The 15,718-nt window shown below is 67.3% G+C and carries 11 protein-coding genes; 8 read left to right on the forward strand and 3 right to left on the reverse strand.

Annotation, left to right across the window (positions count from 1 at the left end; genetic code table 11):
* The 7 genes from EGJ34_RS07770 to pncB form a co-directional block, all read left to right on the forward strand.
* Positions 1-858: PilN domain-containing protein (locus EGJ34_RS07770; RefSeq protein ID WP_125359927.1), on the forward strand; the 858-nt coding region annotated here is incomplete at its 5' end.
* Complete coding sequence (gspM, locus tag EGJ34_RS07775; protein WP_125359952.1) at positions 839-1,615, forward strand: type II secretion system protein GspM; 777 nt, start codon at positions 839-841, stop codon at positions 1,613-1,615. The genes EGJ34_RS07770 and gspM, both read left to right, overlap by 20 nt.
* Entirely contained in the window at positions 1,605-2,396 is a 792-nt protein-coding gene (locus tag EGJ34_RS07780; protein WP_125359928.1) for a general secretion pathway protein GspN, read from the forward strand. Before gspM ends, EGJ34_RS07780 begins: the two co-directional genes overlap by 11 nt.
* A gap of 9 nt (positions 2,397-2,405) precedes the next feature.
* Complete coding sequence (gene gspD / locus EGJ34_RS07785) at positions 2,406-4,613, forward strand: type II secretion system secretin GspD (protein ID WP_125359929.1); 2,208 nt, start codon at positions 2,406-2,408, stop codon at positions 4,611-4,613.
* Between the two features lie 72 nt (positions 4,614-4,685).
* Positions 4,686-5,537, forward strand: a complete 852-nt coding sequence (locus EGJ34_RS07790; protein ID WP_125359930.1) for a glycosyltransferase — start codon at positions 4,686-4,688, stop codon at positions 5,535-5,537.
* Positions 5,538-5,542: 5 nt separating this feature from the next.
* The gene (locus EGJ34_RS07795; RefSeq protein ID WP_125359953.1) at positions 5,543-6,376 is read left to right on the forward strand and encodes a glycosyltransferase family 2 protein; all 834 of its coding nucleotides are present in this window, start codon (positions 5,543-5,545) and stop codon (positions 6,374-6,376) included.
* A 40-nt stretch (positions 6,377-6,416) separates the two neighbouring features.
* Positions 6,417-7,592 (forward strand): nicotinate phosphoribosyltransferase, encoded by a 1,176-nt coding sequence (gene pncB / locus EGJ34_RS07800; RefSeq protein ID WP_125359931.1) that lies wholly within the window; start codon positions 6,417-6,419, stop codon positions 7,590-7,592.
* 82 nt (positions 7,593-7,674) lie between these two features.
* Here pncB and EGJ34_RS07805 read toward each other — a convergent pair whose 3' ends face one another.
* Together EGJ34_RS07805 and ettA are read right to left on the reverse strand one after the other, a co-directional pair.
* Positions 7,675-8,991 carry an NCS2 family permease gene (locus EGJ34_RS07805; RefSeq protein ID WP_125359932.1) on the reverse strand — a complete coding sequence of 439 codons (1,317 nt, stop codon included), beginning with the start codon at positions 8,989-8,991 and terminating at the stop codon, positions 7,675-7,677.
* A gap of 270 nt (positions 8,992-9,261) precedes the next feature.
* Positions 9,262-10,926, reverse strand: coding sequence for an energy-dependent translational throttle protein EttA (gene ettA / locus EGJ34_RS07810; protein ID WP_125359933.1), 1,665 nt, complete (start codon positions 10,924-10,926; stop codon positions 9,262-9,264).
* Positions 10,927-11,164: 238 nt separating this feature from the next.
* On the opposite strand from ettA, the gene EGJ34_RS07815 reads away from it, so the two are divergent.
* Positions 11,165-11,656: an RcnB family protein gene (locus EGJ34_RS07815; protein ID WP_125359934.1), complete on the forward strand. Its 492-nt coding sequence runs from the start codon at positions 11,165-11,167 to the stop codon at positions 11,654-11,656.
* A gap of 426 nt (positions 11,657-12,082) precedes the next feature.
* Here the strand turns inward: EGJ34_RS07815 and EGJ34_RS07820 are convergent, their stop codons facing one another.
* Positions 12,083-15,628 carry an autotransporter domain-containing protein gene (locus EGJ34_RS07820; protein WP_185750102.1) on the reverse strand — a complete coding sequence of 1,182 codons (3,546 nt, stop codon included), beginning with the start codon at positions 15,626-15,628 and terminating at the stop codon, positions 12,083-12,085.
* Between the last annotated feature and the right edge of the window lie 90 nt (positions 15,629-15,718).

A 15,718-nucleotide genomic window follows, 5' to 3' on the forward strand; every position in this document is an offset into this window, starting at 1 on the left:
GCGGTGCTGCGGCGTCCGCTGCGACTGCCCGCTGCCGCCGCGCCCCGCGTGCGCGATGTGGTGGGTTTCGAGATCGACCGGCAGACCCCGTTCGAACAGGCGCAGGTGCATTACGACGTGCGCGAAGGTGAACCGTTGGCGGACGGGCAGTTGCAGGTAGAACTGGTGGTCATTCCCCGCCAGGCAATGGAGCAGTGGCTGCAGCAGTCCGGCAGCTGGGCCGGCCTGCTGGCCGGCGTGGATGCCGACGATGGCAACGGCCAGCCGCTGGGGGTGAACCTGCTGCCAGCCTCGCAGCGCCACGTGGCGCGTGATCCGATGCGGCGCTGGAATCTGCTGCTGGGCTGCGCCACGGTGCTGCTGCTGGCATTGGCCGGCACGCAGCTGCTGGCCAACCGCGAAAACGCGGCCGACCAGCTGCGCGACCAGGTCAACGCCGCGGCGCGCGATGCACGCGCGGTTGCCGCCGAGCGCCAGCAGCTGCAGCAGTTGGTGGACGGCGCGGCCTTCCTGGAAGAAAAGCGCAGTGCCCAGCCCAGCACCCTGGAAGTGTGGAACGAGCTGACCCGCCTGCTGCCCGACGGCACCTACCTGGAAAAACTCTCGGTCGAAGGCCGCACCCTGCAGCTGATCGGGCTCAGTCGCGAAGCGTCGCAGCTGGTACCGCTGCTGCAGGCCTCGCCGTTGTGGACCAAGGTCAACCTGACCGGCGTGCTGCAGGCCGACGGCGGGGCTGGCGGTCGCGACCGTTTCACCCTGACCGCCGAGCTGCAGCCCCTGCCTGGCGCAACGCCCGCCCCGCCTGCTGCCACTCCTGCCACGGAGGTTGCCGATGGCAATGCTGCCGACGCGCCGTGACCGCTGGCTGGCGCTGGCCCTGCTGCTGGCCGCGCTGGTACTGGCCTACCTGCTGCTGGTACACCCGTGGTTTACCCGGCCGCTGCTGGACATCAACCAGGGCATCACCCAGCTGCAGGAACGGCAGCTGCGCGTGGATGCCCAGCTGCAGCAGCGCGATGCGGTTGAAAAACAGCTGCGGCAGGTGCGTGCCACCCTGGCGGGCCGCCCTGGTTTCCTGCGCGAGGCGACCGCGGAGTCGGCCGCCGCCGCACTGTCTTCGCGGCTGCAGGACGCGGTGGCCTCGGCCAGCCCGGGCAACCGCAGCTGCACCATCAGCAACCGCTCGCCGTTGACCGATACCGCGCGTGACGCAGCCTTCCCGCGGGTTGCGCTGCAGGTCCGGCTGCGCTGTGGCGTGCCGGAAATGGCGGCCGTGCTGCACACGCTGGAAACCGGCAGTCCGCGCCTGTTCGTCGGCAATCTGAATCTGCTCGCCCAGCGCTTCCAGCAATCGCCCAACGAAAGCGGTCTCGGCCTGGATGTGTCGTTTGAACTGGTCGGCTACCTGCAGCCGGGCATCGGGGCCGACGGCAGCGCGGCCGCACCGGCACCCATCAGCCCCGCCGTCGCGGCTCCCGAACCGACCGGCCTGGAGCCCACCGGCCTGCAGCCCACCGCCGATGGTCCCGGCGCGGCAATGGGCGCACCGACCGATCCGGCCGCCGCCGATGCCGCCTCCAGCCAACCGGTAGAGGAGGCTCCGCATGAAGATTGAGTGGGCGTCCCTGCGCAGCTGGTGGCTGGGCGGTGTGGCACTGTGGGCGGGGGCGATATGGGTGGCGACGCTGCTCGGACTCGGCGGGCGCATCGCGCCGCCCGACGCCGACGCACAGCAGACCCCGCGCCTGCCGGTGCTGGCTCCGGCCGCCCCCGACCGCATCACTTCGCCAGAGGCTTATGCCGACATCGCCGCGCGACCGCTGTTCGCGGAAGATCGCAAGCCGCGCCCGTATCTGCTCGGCGGTGCCGAAGCGGGTGCCAGCAGCAGCGCGGTCACCCTGACCGGCGTGCTGCTGACCTCTGAATTCGGCATGGCCATCCTCACCACCGACCAGAAGCAATCGTTGCGGTTGCGCCTGAACGGTGAAGCGGTGAACGGCTGGCAGCTGCTGGCACTCGAACCGCGCAGCGCCACCGTCACCGGTCCCGGTGGCACGCAGACGCTGGAACTGGTGACCTTCAGCGGGCAGGGCGGCGAGCCGCCGACGGTGCTGGGCACCGCTGCTGCGCGTCCAGGTCAGCCCACTGCAACGCCGGTGCCACCGCCGCCTGCCAACGGACCGCCAGCGACGCGCTTCACCGGCAACAGTCCCGCACCGGCCCCTGCGCCGGCTCCTGCACCGGCACAGAATGCCGGCAACCCGGCTGCGCAGGGACCCAGCGAAGCGCAGATGCAGGCCATCCGCGCCCGCATCCAGGCGCGTCGCCAGCAACTGCAGCAGCAACAGCAACAGTCACAGCGACCGCCCGCGGGCGGCTCCGGTCAAAACCCTTAGAGTGAACGCATGACCTTGCGCCTATTTTCTCTTTCATTCGCGGCCGCCCTGCTGGTGGGCTGCGCCACCGTGCCGGCACCGGAAGTGCGCCGCGATGCCGTACTCGACGGCACCCATCAGGTGGCAGCCGGCGATGGTTCCCACGACGGCGTCGATACCCAGGCGCTCGGCAGCGAGGGCAGTCCGCAGGCGGTGATCCGCCGCGGCACCGGCACCATGATCAACCGCAGTGCCGCATCAGCCCCGTCGCCGGCGCTGTCACAGGCCAGTACCGGCAGCGCCACGTTCAACTTCGAAGGTGAGTCGGTGCATGCGGTGGTCAAGGCGATCCTGGGTGACATGCTCGGCCAGAACTACGTCATCGCCCCCGGTGTGCAGGGCACCGTGACCCTGGCCACGCCCAAGCCGGTGTCTTCGGCACAGGCGTTGAACCTGCTGGAAATGGTGCTCGGCTGGAACAACGCACGCATGGTCTACAGCGGCGGACGCTACAACATCGTGGCGGCCGACCAGGCGCTGGCCGGGACGGTCGCCCCCAGCACCGCACCGCCGGCCAACGCACGCGGTTTCGAGGTGCGGGTGGTGCCGCTGCAGTACATTTCGGCCACCGAGATGAAGAAGGTGCTGGAGCCATACGCGCGGCCCAACGCCATCGTCAATGTCGACAGCGGCCGCAACGTGATCACCCTGGGCGGCACCCGCGCGGAACTGGAAAACTACCTGCGCACCGTGGAGATCTTCGACGTCGACTGGCTGTCGGGCATGTCGGTCGGCGTGTTCCCGATCCAGACCGGCAAGGCCGAGCAGGTCGCCGCCGATCTTGAGAAAGTGTTCGGCGAAGAAAGCAAAACGCCCAGCGCCGGCATGTTCCGTTTCCTGCCGCTGGAAAATGCCAATGCCGTGCTGGTGATCACACCGCAGGCACGTTATCTGGACCAGATCCAGCAGTGGCTGGAGCGGATCGATACCGCCGGTGGCAATGCGCGGCTGTTCTCCTACGAGCTGCGCTACGTCAAGGCCAAGGACCTGGCCGAGCGCCTGGCTGAAGCCTTCGCCAGCGAAGGTGGGCGCAGCGGTCGCACCGGCGGCGGGTCGCTGGCACCGGGTGCCATCGTGCAGGAGTTGAGCAGCCGCGACGGGACCAGCGGCGGCAGCCTGGACAACACCACGCTCGGCGGCAGCGGCACCGGCCGCAACGGTGGACTGGGCGACGGCACCATGAACCTGCCGCAGCGCCAGTCGGGCAATGCCAGCTTCAATCTGGAAGTGCAGGGCGACAGCGTCGGCGTTTCGGCGGTGGAAGAAACCAACACCCTGCTGGTTCGCTCCACGCCGCAGGCGTGGCGCTCGATCCGCGAGGTGATCGAGAAGCTCGACGTGATGCCGATGCAGGTGCATATCGAAGCGCAGGTGGCCGAAGTGGCGCTGACCGGCGACCTCAGCTACGGCGTGAACTGGTTCTTCGAGCAGGCAGTGACCACCGGCAAGACCGAGAGCGGCATCGACCTGCCCAGCGCCCTGGGCCGTTCAATCTGGGGCAGCATCTCCGGTCAGGTCGGCGAAGGCGGGCTCGGCTGGACCTTCCTGGGCAAGAACGCCGCCGCCGTGGTCACCGCGCTGGACAAAGTGACCAACCTGCGCCTGCTGCAGACGCCCTCGATCTTCGTGCGCAACAACGCCGAGGCCACCCTGAACGTGGGCACCCAGATTCCAATCAACTCGGTATCGGTGAACACCGGTGTCGGCGGCGACAACACCTACAGCCAGGTGCAGTACCTGGACACCGGCGTGATCCTGAAGGTGCGTCCGCGCATCACGCGCGATGGCGTGGTGTTCCTGGACATCGTGCAGGAGGTCAGTTCCGCCGGTGCGGTGCCGGCCGGCTGCGACCCCGCGCGCAGCACCTGCAATCCGCCGATCAACACCCGCAAGATCTCCACCGAGGCGGCGGTGCAGAGCGGTGACACCATCATGCTGGCCGGGTTGATCACCAACCAGGATGAAGACGGCTCCAATGGCGTACCGGGCCTGAGCCGGATTCCGGTGCTGGGCGCACTGTTTGGCAGGAAAACCCAGAACAGCGGGCGTTCGGAAGTGATCGTGCTGCTGACCCCGACCATCGTGCGCAACGCGCAGGAGTCGCGCAGCCTGACTGACGAGTACAGCAATCGCTTCCGCGCGATGGAGCCGTTCCCGACCCGCAAGGCGACCAACTAAGCGGCGCAACCGGCTGCCGCCTTCGCAGCCGGGCTGTTACCCTGCGCGTGGATGCCACGCGTTGGGGGACGGATGGGGACAGTCGTGTTGCTGCCGATCGGCGTGGATGACACCGCGCTGGACCGGTGCCTGGGTGCGCTGGATGCGGGCACTGCGGCCGGCACGGCGATCTGGCTCGCCGACGACGGCCAGGCCGGCCCACGCGCACAGGCGGTGATCGAACACTGGCTGGCGCACACGCCGCTGCAGGCCGAATACACCCGCCGCGCGCGCGCGATCGGCGAGGTGGCGCACCTGGACGAGATGCTGCGCGCCTGCGATGGCACCGACGTGGTGGTGCTCGCCCCGGATGCGGTGCCGGCACCGGGCTGGCTGCAGCAGCTCGAGGCCTGTTTCGCCCGCGACGCCTCAATCGGATCTGCAACTCCTTGGTGCAACGCCGGCGAAACGGCGGCGTGGCCGCGGCTGGGCGAGATCAACCCGGTGCCGGACCACCTGGATGCGATGGCCCAGGCCTGTGCGGCGCTGCCCAGCCTGCATCCGGAACTGCCTTCGGCGGTAACGCATGCCGTGCTGCTGCGGGCCAATGCCCGGCGCAAGGCAGGCGGCCTGGACATGCACAGCTATGCGTCGTGGAGTGCCGCGCTGATCGACCTGAGCCTGCGCATGGCCGGTCTGGGCTGGCGCAATGCGTTGTGCGAGAACGCTTTCGTGGCACGTGAGGGCGAGTCGCAGGCGCAGGAAGGCGACATGGAAGCCCTGGGCACGCGCTGGCCGGCCTGGCCACCGCGGCTGGCCGGATTTCTGATGGCCGACCCGCTGCGGGCCACCCGCGAAGCGCTGCAGCACCTGCGGCAACAGGCGATAATGCCGCGCTCGCAGGGCGATCTGTTTGCCGCGCCCGTTCCGCCTGATCCGGAGTGACCCGTTTGACCGCCCGCATTGCCGCCATCATTGTCAGCTATCAGAGTGCCAGCACGCTGGATGCCTGCCTGACCCGCCTGCGGGCTGCGCAGGACATCGCTGAAATCCGGGTCGTGGACAACAATTCCGACGATGGCACGCTGGACATCGTGCAGCGCCACGCCAGCGCCGATCCGCGCCTGCACTTCATCGCGAACCCGGACAACCCGGGCTTCGCCGCCGCCAACAACCAGGGCGTGGCCGACAGCCGTGCGCCCTGGCTGGCGTTCATCAATCCGGATCTGATGGTGGCCCCGGAGACGCTGGCACAGCTGCGCGCGCGCGGCGAGGTGCTGGGCGACTGCGTGCTGGGCGTGGAGCAGGTGGACGAGGCGGGCGTGCCCGATGCAGCGGTGCGTCGCCGTGACCCGGACTTCGCCGCGATGCTGCGCCATCCGGGGCAGGGCGCGAAGCTGGCGCTGCCGGCCGATCCGGCACAGTCCCTGCAGACGGTGCCGGCGCTGTCCGGCGCATTGCTGCTGATGCCGCGCGCGCTGTTCGACCGTATCGGCGGCTGGGACGCTGGCTACCGGCTGCATGCCGAAGACCTCGATCTGTGCCGCCGTGCGCGCGAGGCCGGTGCGGTGGTTGCCATTGCCAACGATCTGCGCGTGACGCACGTGCGCGGCGTCTCCAGCCGCTCGCGGCCCTTCTTCGTGGAATGGCACAAGCACCGCGGTCTGTGGCGCTACTTCCGCAAGTTCGAAGCCTCGCAGCGCAGCCTGCCGGTGCAGCTGGCCGTGTGGGGCGCGATCTGGGCGCACGCGGCGGCCCAGATTCCCCGCATCCTCACCCGGTAGGTACCCACCGTTGGTGGGTACATGGGTTCATAATCCCCCCATGATCATCCAATCCCTGCTCGACACCGACCTGTACAAATTCACCATGATGCAGGCGGTGCTGCATCAGTATCCCGGCGCGCAGGTGCAGTACCGGTTCAAGTGCCGCACGCCCGGCATCGACCTGGCAGCGTACATCGACCAGATCAACGCCGAGATCGATCACCTGTGCACGCTGCGCTTCACCGACGAAGAGCTCGACTACATGCGCGGGCTGCGTTTCGTGAAGCCGGACTTCGCCGACTTCCTCGGCCTGTTCCACCTGGACCGCAAGTACATCGACCTGCGCCCGTCGGCGACGGTACCGGGCGAGATCGAGCTGGACATCACCGGTCCGTGGCTGCACACCATTCTGTTTGAAGTGCCGTTGCTGGCGATCATCAACGAGGTCTGGTTCCGCAACACCAGCACCCCGGACTACGCCGAAGGCGAGCGCCGCCTGCAGGCCAAGACCGCGCTGCTGCGGGACACGCCGGGCTTCGAGCTGTGCCGCATTGCCGACTACGGCAGCCGTCGCCGCTACTCGCGCGACTGGCATGCCCGCATGCTGCCGCAGTTGCGCGACGCACTGGGCCCGCAGTTCGTCGGTACCAGCAACGTGCACTTCGCGCGGCTGTATGGCATGACCCCGCACGGCACCATGGCACACGAGTACCTGCAGGCCTTCCAGGCGCTGGGGCCGCGGCTGCGCGATTCGCAGGTGGCCGCATTGGAATCGTGGGCGCGCGAATATCGAGGTGACCTGGGTATCGCACTGTCGGACGTGGTCGGGCTGGATGCGTTTCTGCGCGACTTCGACATGTACTTCTGCAAGTTGTTCGATGGCGTGCGCCACGATTCGGGTGACCCGTTCGCGTGGGGCGACCGCATGCTGGAACACTTCCAGCAGCGGCGCGTTGACCCGCGCAGCAAGGTGCTGGTGTTCAGCGACGGGCTGAACATTGAAAAGGTGATGCGTCTGTTTGACTACTTCCGCGGCCGCTGCCAGGTGGCATTCGGGGTGGGCACGCACCTGACCAACGACCTGGGGCCGACGCCCTTGAACATCGTGATCAAGATGGTCCGCTGCAACGGCCAGCCGGTGGCCAAGCTGAGTGATTCGCCGGGCAAGAGCATGTGCGACGATCCGGGGTATCTGGCGTACCTGCGCCAGGTGTTTGAATTACCGCCCGAATGACGGATCGCGTGGGCCGGCCAACGGCCGGCGCTACCGGTCAGGTTGGTTGCATCGGTAGCGCCGGCCGTTGGCCGGCCCTCCGTCATTCCAACGCATACCGCAGGACAAATAACCCGGCCACCAGCCACACCGCCGGGTGCACATTCCGCCAGCGCCCGGTACCCGCTTTCAGTACCGCATAGGCGATGAACCCGAACGCCAACCCATTCGCAATCGAATAAGTAAACGGCATCGCCAGCGCACATAGCGCGGCAGGCACCGACTCGGTCAGATCACCCCAGTCCACATCCACCAGCTCACGCAGCATCAGCCCAGCGACGAACAGCAGCGCCGGGGCGGTGGCATAACCGGGCACCATCGCCGCCAGCGGCGAAAACAGCAGGGCGGCCAGGAACAGCGCGGCCACCACCAGCGCGGTCAGCCCGGTACGGCCACCGGCCTGAACCCCAGAGGCGCTTTCAGCAAACGCGGTGGTGCTGCTGGTGCCCAGCATCGAGCCGGCGACAATGGCGGTGCTGTCGGCGAGCAGGGCACGACCAAAGCGCTTCTGTGCACCGGGCAGCTTCAGCAGGCCCGCGCGTCCGACCACGCCGTAGAGCGTGCCGGTGGCGTCGAATACTTCGACCAGCACGAACACCAGCACCACCTGCAGCAATACGGCCAGCGGCGCGCCGCCGTCGTGGTGGAGCAGGCCGGGCAGATCGAGCTGCAGGAAGGTCGGAGCGAGGCTGGGCGGCAGCGACACCAGCCCTTGATACTGCACGTCGCCCAGCGCCCACGCGGCGGCAGTCACGGCCAGGATGCCAATCAGAATCGCACCGCGCACCCTGCGTGCTTCAAGAATGGCGATCAGCAGGAACCCGGCCAGGGCCAGCAGCGGCGGCGCGGTGTTGAGTGGTCCCAAGGTCACCAGCGTATCGGCGTTGGCAACGATGACGCCGGACTTCTGCAGGGCAATGATGGCCAGGAACAGGCCGATGCCGGCGACGATGGCGGCGCGCAGCGAAGTCGGAATGCCCGCCACCAGCCAGGCGCGCACGCCGGTCAGCGACAACGCCAGAAACACCAGCCCACTGATGAACACCGCGCCCAATGCCTGCTGCCACGGCAGCCCGGCGGCACCCACCACGGTGAACGCAAAGAACGCATTCAGGCCCATGCCCGGAGCCATGCCGACCGGGAAGTTGGCGGCAAACGCCATCACCACCGACCCCAACGCGGCGGCCAGACAGGTGGCCACGAACACCGCCCCCGGATCCATGCCGGTGGTGGCGAGGATGTCCGGATTGACGAACACGATGTACGACATCGTCAGGAAGGTGGTCAGCCCAGCCAGCAGTTCGGTACGCACCGAGGTGCCGTGTTGCTGGAGCTCAAACAGGCGTTCAAACAAGTTCATGGTCAGGCCCAGGTATCGCGGATCGGTTCGGGGGACGCCGCTGTTGCCATCCGTATTGCGAAATCTATCGGGGAGCGGGCCGGATGTCCTCCGGAGGGACACTCCACGGCATGGATGCCGTGGAGTAGCCTACATGGACGTACTTGCGGCGTGTCCCGGAGCGAGGGCATCCGGCCCGCTCCCGCATGTGGTAATCAAAACGCCGCTCTTCGCGCAGAATCAATCGAAGCGTGAAACAAACCGGCCGCGCAGTGCGCGGCCGGTAGCTGATTACTTCAGTGCCTTGAAGCGCAGGCGCTTCGGGGCGGCGTCGTCGCCCATGCGGCGGCGCTTGTCTTCTTCGTACTCGCGGTAGTTGCCCTGGAAGAACTCCACGTGCGAGTCGCCTTCGAACGCCAGGATGTGGGTCGCGATGCGATCCAGGAACCAGCGGTCATGCGAAATGACGAAGGTGTTGCCCGGGAACTCCAGCAGCGCATCTTCCAGCGCACGCAGGGTTTCGATGTCCAGGTCGTTGGACGGTTCGTCGAGCAGCAGCACGTTGCCACCCTGCAGCAGGGTCTTGGCCATGTGCAGACGACCGCGTTCACCGCCGGACAGCGAGCCCACCATCTTCTGCTGGTCCTGGCCCTTGAAGTTGAAGCGGCCGATGTAGGCGCGCGACTGGATCTCGATGCCGTTGATGTTCAGGATGTCCAGGCCACCTGCGATTTCCTGGAACACGTTGTGGTTGCCTTCCAGTGCGTCACGGCTCTGGTCGACGTAGGACAGCTTCACCGTCGGACCGACCACGATCTCGCCCGAATCCGGCTTTTCCTGGCCGGTGATCATCTTGAACAGGGTCGACTTACCGGCACCGTTCGGGCCGATGATGCCCACGATCGCGCCGGCCGGAACCAGGAAGCTCAGGTCGTCGAACAGCAGGCGGTCGCCGAACTTCTTCGACACGTTCTTGAACTCCATCACCGAGTTGCCCAGGCGTTCGCCCGGCGGGATGAAGATTTCATTGGTTTCGTTGCGCTTCTGGTAGTCCACCGACTGCAGCTCTTCCAGGCGGGCCAGACGGGCCTTGCCCTTGGTGCGACCACCCTTGGCGTTCTGGCGCGACCATTCCAGTTCCTTCTGGATCGCTTTCTGGCGGGCCTTTTCCTGGTTGTCTTCCTGCTTCAGGCGCTCGTCCTTCTGCATCAGCCATTCGGTGTAGTTGCCCTTCCACGGAATGCCGCGGCCGCGGTCCAGTTCCAGGATCCACTCGGCGGCGTTGTCCAGGAAGTAGCGATCATGGGTCACCGCCACCACGGTGCCGGTGTAGCGGGCCAGGAACTGTTCCAGCCATTCCACCGACTCGGCGTCGAGGTGGTTGGTCGGTTCGTCGAGCAGCAGCATGTCCGGCTTCTGCAGCAGCAGGCGGCACAGTGCCACGCGGCGCTTTTCACCACCGGACAGCTTGCCGATCACGGCATCCCACGGCGGCAGGCGCAGCGCGTCGGCGGCCACGTCCAGCTGGTTTTCCAGGGTGTGCGCGTCGCCGGCAGCCAGGATGGCTTCCAGGCGTTCCTGTTCCTTGGCCAGCGCGTCGAAATCCGCGCCTTCCTCGGCGTAAGCCAGGTACACCGCGTCCAGCGCGGCCTGGGCCTGCAGCACTTCGCCGACGCCTTCCTCGACGGCTTCACGCACGGTCTTGGTCGGGTCCAGCTCCGGTTCCTGGGCCAGGTAGCCGACCTTGATGCCGGCCTGCGGGCGGGCTTCACCCTCGAAATCGGTGTCCACGCCGGCCATGATCTTCAGCACCGTCGACTTGCCGGCACCGTTCAGGCCCAGCAGGCCGATCTTGGCCCCCGGGAAGAACGACAGCGAGATGTCCTTGATGATCTGCCGCTTGGGCGGGACCACCTTGCTGACGCGGTTCATGGTGTAGATGTATTGCGAGGACATGGGCTCTCCGAGGGCGCAATCCTGCGCCCGTTCCGTCAGGAACAGTCGCAGTGGGAATTGGGATGTCGCCAATTATAGCCGGAAGCGGTGACAACCGCCGGACAGCTCGGCCGGTGGGGCTTGCCGCCGCCTGAATGGGCCGTCAAGCGGGGAGAAATGGAAACCGTTTCCAGCCGGAAACCGTTCAGACGCCGTCCGCATGATGGAAAGCGTCACTTCCCACCCAGCGAGAAACGCCATGCGCATGAATCGAATTGTGGTCGGTACCGTTGCCGCGCTGCTGGCAGTGGGAACCGTCGCCCCGGCTTTTGCCGACGACCACCGCGGTCGCGGCCACGGCCACGACCGCCGCGAGTGGCGCGATGACCGTCGCGAACGGCGGGACGACCGCCGTGAGTGGCGTGATGATCGCCGGGAATGGCGCGATGATCGCCGCGAGGCCCGCCATGACCGTCGCTACTACAGCCCCGGCTACTACCACCGTCCGGCCCCGCCGCCGCGCGTGGTCTATCGCCCGGCTCCGCGCCCGGTCTACGGCTACGGCTGGCAGCGTGGGCACCGCTACCGGGATTACTACCGGGGCCCGGTCTACGTGGTCAACGATTACGGCCGCTATTCCGTCCGTCGTCCGCCGCACGGCCACCACTGGATCCGCGACGACCGCGGCAACCTGCTGCTGGTCGCGATCGCCACCGGGATCATCGCGGACTTCGTTATCAACGGGCGTTGATCGGGTTCCTGCAAACGGCGGCGTTTCAATTCATCCGTGCTGGGGAGGCCGTCAGGCAGCCCCGCTCCGGGACACGCCGCAAGTACGTCCATGTAGGCTACTCCACGGCATCCATGCCGTGGAGTGTCCCTCCGGGGACTACCTGACGGCCTCCCCTCATGCATCGCGCAATGCGGCCGGAACAATCCACTTCGCCGCAGGGGATGGCCGGTAGCGTCGGTCGACAGACGACGGCCGTGAAATGATCAACATCCGGTAACGCATGACCCCAAATCGACACCGGTGTTGATCCGGCATTTTCCGTGGCCACCGACCCGCCAAACCTGGAAACCGCTGCCCCCCGGCTGTTCGCCAGAATGCAAAAGGGGTGCCGGGCAAAGCCCGGCACCCCCACATACTGCGTGCAATCGCAATGCAGTTCGAGCGTTAGAACCCGACCGACCAGTCCAGCTGCGCGCCCAGCTCGCGCTGGTCGCCACCACGACGGCCCTGCACCTGCAGCGAGACGCGGCTGTTGGCACTGGGGCTGATCGCCACGCCCAGCTGCGCCAGCGCCGTGCTGCGCGCCAGCGGCGTCCCCGCGATGCTGAAGTCGCGCGTGCCGGCCACGAAACGGGCATCGGCCACCGGCAGACGGTCGCCGTCGGCGTATTGCCAGCCGACCCGCGCGGTCAGCACCGCACGATCGCGCTGGCCGCCGCTGATGTCCCAGTCGGCCTTCAGCGCTGCAACGCCTGTGCGGTAATCACTGTCTGCCGAGCCGATCACCAGCGCGCTGTCACCGCCACGTTCCTGGCTGCCATCGCTGTCCAGATTCACCTGCGCCAGCTCGATTTCCGGCGTGAGCTGCAGGCGCGAAGCCTGGAAGGTCCAGCCTGCACGCACAAAAGCCGTGGTGCCGGTGGCGTCTTCGCGTGCGGTCAGGGTCTCGCTCAGCGTGCTGCCCACCTGCGCGGTGCGGGTGCTGTCGGTGCGGTAGTCCGCGCGGGTCACGCCGCCACGCAGGCGCAGACCTTCCCACTGGTACGCCGCATACACGCCGTACTCGGTGCTGTCCGTCTCGGCGTGGCCGGTACCGCTGCGCAGGCGCGTTTCCAGACGCTGCTGGCCTGCGGCGACGCCCACTTCCAGCGCTTCGCCGACCTGCCAGCCGGCACCGGCCATCAGGCCGTCCTGCGACACGCGCGTCGCCGTGCTGTTGGAGGTGGCATCGGTGCGCTGCTGACCACCGCTGCCGGCGAGCCACACGCGCACGCCCGGCGCAATGTCGCCGCTGATCGCGCGGCCATCCAGATGACGGTCGATGCCGTCATGCAGGAAGCGGTTCTGCAGCAGGCTGCCGCGATGGGTGGCATGCACCTCACCGCTCAGGCTGTCGAAGGCCGGCACCACCTGCGGTACTTCCAGGCGCACCACGGCGTCATAGACCGCGTTGCCTTCGCCGAGCGCTTCCACCGCGCCGGCCACTTCCTTCTGGTTGGGGTTGACCACCACGTCCGGGAACGCGAGCTGCACGTCCGGCATCGACACGTCGTTGCGGGCCATGGTCAGGTAGACGTTGTTGGCGTCGTAGCTCAGGGTCGGGTCGAGGAAGGCCAGGTTGCTGGTCACGCCCGAGAACGTGCCGTCAACGCCGCCTGCAGCGGTCAGCAGGTGGTAGCGGGTGGACGGTGCCCAGTCGCCGTCGGTGGCCACGGCCACGGTGTTGGCCTGGCCCAGCAGGGCGCTGCCGCCGACCGACACGAAGTCACTCGCACCGTTCGCCGCCAGGTCCACCTGGAAGGTCGAGCTGTCGTCAAAGTTGAGCACGCCGGCGATGTCCAGGCGGCTGATCGTCGCGCCGATGTTGCTGCCCGGCGACAGGGTGCTGCCGCCGCTGACGAATACGTTGCCAAGGCTGCCGTTGCCGGTCAGCCAGCCACCACGGGTGACCTGCACGTCGCCACCGAGCGAACCGGTCACGTTGAGCTGGCCACCGTTGATCACGGTGGTGCCGGTGAAGGCGCTACTGTCGCCACTCAGGGTCAGCGAATGACGGCCCTGGCGCAGGAAGCCGCTGCCGCTGATCTGGCCGGCGTAGCTCAGCACGCGGGTGGTGTCGGTCTCGAAGGTGGCACCACTGCCGATCTCGATGTTGCCGCCGTTGAGCGCGTTGCCGGTGACGCGCAGGGTGCCTGCTTCCACGCGGGTCTCGCCCACGGTGCCGCCGCCCAGGGTCAGGGTGCCGGTACCGGTCTTGGTCAGTGCGTTGCCATTGTTGCCACTGACGTTGCCCGACAACGTGGCACTTTCGGTGCCGTCAACGTTGACCGCCACGTCCCCCTGCAGGTCCACCGAGTTGCTGAGGTTCACGCCGTCGAACAGGCTCAGCGAGGTGCCGCCGGCCATCCCCAGCCAGCCACCGCCCAGCGCCTGGCTGCCGCCCACCACCAGAGCACCGTCGTCAACCTGCAGACCGCCCGTCCATGCGCTGTTGTCGACGTTGGCCAGGTTCAAGGTGGCGATGCCGGTCTTGGTCAGACGGCCGGTGCCGCTGATCGTGCCGCGCACCAGCACGGACTGGTCGGCGTCCAGCACGGAATCCGCGCCAACCTTGATTTCGCTGTCCACGCGCAGTGCGGTGCTGGCACGCAGCGTGCCGCCATTGAGCTCGACCCAGCCCATTCCATTGGCACCGGTGGTGATGGTGGCGAAGCTGCCCGCGCCGGTCATGTCCAGCGTGGCACCCGGGCCCAGCAACACATATCCGGCACCGAAGTTGCCTTCGCCCAGGGCGATGTTCCCGCGTACGGTAGCCACTGCGCCATCGCGTACGTCGAAGCGACCGTAGCCGTTCACGCCCAGGCGCAGCGCGCCACTGGCCCAGGTCGTACCAGCATCGGAGATCAGCGCGGTGCCGACGCCCGACGAGGTCAGGCCGAAGGTGATGTTGTTGAACTGACCTGCGGCCCCGTCGCGCAGCTCGATCGAACCCACGCCCGCGTTGCCGACGGTCATTGTGGTGCCACTGTGGGTGAAGGTGGAGCCGTCGCCGGTCACCAACAGGCTGCCACGCGAACGATTGCTGGCGTTCAGCGCCAGATTGCCCAGCAGCAGGTCGCCACCGACTTCCGCAGAGGCACCGTTGCCCACGGTGAGTGTGCCCTGTCCGTATTCGCCCAGGGTCAGTTTCGTGCTGTTGAACCAGCGACTGCCGGCACCACTGATCACGGCACTGCCGACGGCGGGCCGGGTGTTGCCGACGATCGCCGCCTGGCTGGTCATCTGGGCACCGGCGGAAACCTGTACCGTGCCGTTTCCTTCGTTACCGAGGAACAGGTTGCGGCCAGTATGGAACAGCGAGTCGGTGCCGGTCACGGTGAGCAGTCCGCGCCCGGTGGGGCCCGCACCGATGTAGGAATCGGTTCCCATGGTGAGCACGCCTCCTTGATCGATATCGACCTGGCCGTAGCCGAGGTGGCCGACCCCGATGGTCGTCAGCGAGGTCCAGCGCGAGCCCGCTCCGGAAATGGTCACGCGACCATCGGCGGTGGCGGAGGTGCCGGCACGGTCGCCGGTGCCCACGAAGATGGTGGCCGAGGTCAACTGACCGCCGCCGGAGATCGCCAGGTTGCCGCGGCTGGTGTAGCCGACGTGGATGTGAGCGGTCTGCTCGCCCTGTGCGGTGACTTCGGCAGTGCGGAGGCCGTCGATGTAGGCGGCGGCCGAATTGCTGGTGGGCTCGCCGAATTCCCAGTTGCCGCCCAGGCCCCAGCTGTTGTCGATGGTGCCGCGGAACTCGTTCCAGCCGTTGAGGCCGGCGAACGCTGAGGGCGCGAAGCAGCCCAGAGCAATCGCGGTGGAGAGAGCGGCCAGCTGCGGCGCACGGCGCGCGGCGGAGGACGAGACGGTGCTGCGGCTGCGGGCGAATTCGGACACAACCTGCACGCACTTCAGCGCGTGATTGAAGACCACGCGATACACATGATTCACAAGCCAACCCCTGTTTGAAAGAAAACGATTCCCTGGGTTGGCAATAACGGCCGCCGGCTGAACGTCTTTAAGTTTCGAGATCAATTAAAC

Origin of the sequence: Stenotrophomonas sp. 278, assembly GCF_003935715.1 — a bacterium.
Classification (GTDB): Bacteria; Pseudomonadota; Gammaproteobacteria; order Xanthomonadales; family Xanthomonadaceae; genus Stenotrophomonas; species Stenotrophomonas maltophilia_AH.